This window comes from Halomonas campaniensis (assembly GCF_014193375.1).
In the GTDB taxonomy this organism is placed as follows: Bacteria; Pseudomonadota; Gammaproteobacteria; order Pseudomonadales; family Halomonadaceae; genus Halomonas; species Halomonas campaniensis.
Window position 1 is genome coordinate 1 of sequence record NZ_JACHZF010000068.1, and the last position, 1572, is coordinate 1572.

The 1572-nt window shown below is 65.8% G+C and carries 1 protein-coding gene; it reads right to left on the reverse strand.

All coding sequences use genetic code 11. The features are described from left to right. Positions 1-273 precede the first annotated feature (273 nt). On the reverse strand, positions 274-1476 hold the full coding sequence (locus BDK63_RS18245; RefSeq protein WP_246386329.1) for an IS110 family RNA-guided transposase: 1203 nt from the start codon (positions 1474-1476) through the stop codon (positions 274-276). Positions 1477-1572 lie beyond the last annotated feature (96 nt).

The window sequence follows — 1572 nt, forward strand, 5'->3', positions numbered from 1 at the left end:
CCTGGTATGGATTGACCCGTCAAGGGGTCGGTTGTCTCTGTTGCATGTGGTCATCCTCAATGCCTTCGGATCAGGAAGCGAGGGGCTATCAGCGACGGTGGATCTCTCTGGTATTCGTGGGTTGGGTACCGACCTGTCATCACTTCGTCGCGGAGCTGCCCTGGTCTACGAGCGAGGGTCACCCTGCCCCGGAGGGCGGGGGCCTCATAGGAGCGTCAGGGGTTCTCCCACCGGCCCGACGCTCCCTGACCCGAAGGCACTGGGACATCACCATCAGGCGGTTGCCCGGCTGGCGTGCGGTTTGCCCATGGCCTCGCAGGCAATCGCCCACAAGAAGCCGGCCAACTCCCGGGCCACGGCCGTCACCACCTGTTGCTTGACCTTGCCCGTGGCCGCCAGCCGGCGGTAACGCCCGCAGAGCCGCTTCTGCGCCTCCCAGGCAATCGCCTGGACCACCGGGGAGGTCTTCTCGGCGCGCTGCTCGATGATCCGCGTCTTGCGCGCCGGGAAGCGATAGCTCCAGGCGGCCTCCACCAACACACGTCGCACATGGCCGTTGCCGGTCTTGGTGATACCGCCCTGCCGCCGGCTGCCACCGCTCGAGTGCTCGCTGGGCACGAGCCCCAGGTAGGCCATCAACTGGCGGGGCGAGTCGAAGCGGCTGATGTCACCGAGCTCGGCCAGCACCGTCATCGCGGTGATCCGGCTCACGCCGCGCATCGCCTGGATGGCCTCGACCACCGGGGCCAGTGACCAGGCCGGCAGGGCCGCCTCCATCTGCTTCTCCAGGCCGGCCACCCGCCGCTGGGCCTCCTTCACCGCCTCGATGTACTCCTGCAGCACGATCTGCTGAACCGGGGTGTCAAAGCGGACCGTTTCCAACCAGCGGAAGTGCGCAGGAATCCACTTGCTCTTGCCGGGATAGGCCTTGCCGTGTCGCAGCAGGAAGGCGTTCAGGCGTTGCCGCGCCTTGAGCTCGATGGCCTTCATGTCCTCGCGAGCCCGCGTCAGATCGCGAATCGCCTCCTGCTCCGGCGTAGGCACCCAGACGGGGGTGAGTTCTCCGGAGCGCGACAGGCGGGCCAGCATCTGCGCATCGCGGCGGTCGGTCTTGACGCGATCGCCGGCGCGGCGTGGGATAAGGGTCGGAGCCACCACCTCGCAATCATGTCCGCTGGCCTGAATCTGGTGATAGACGCCGTAGCCGCAGGGCCCTGCCTCATAGCTGAATAGCATGGGCTGCCCATCAAAGCGCTCACTCAGCTGACGAACCAGCTTGTCGATCGCCTTGGGCTCATTGGGGATCTCGCCACGAAACTCGGGAGCGTGCCGCCCGGCCTCGGCGATCGCCACCGAGATGCTGACCTTGTGCACGTCCAGGCCGATATAGGCGGCATGGACATCGCTGGCGGCGCTGAGCCGCTCGGCGACGGACGTCTTCCCAACCGGCTGCTGAGTTGCGTTAGACTGTTTCATGACCTGCCTCCCTCAATAGTGGCTCTGTGTTTGGGTGTCCCCACCTCAACGTAACCCACGACGTTGAGGCGGGGCAGGTCAATCCATCATGTCTAC

Bases quoted from the DNA above. Each gene is read 5' to 3' on its own strand.
- BDK63_RS18245 (WP_246386329.1), bottom strand. From the start codon at position 1,476: ATGAAACAGTCTAACGCAACTCAGCAGCCGGTTGGGAAGACGTCCGTC.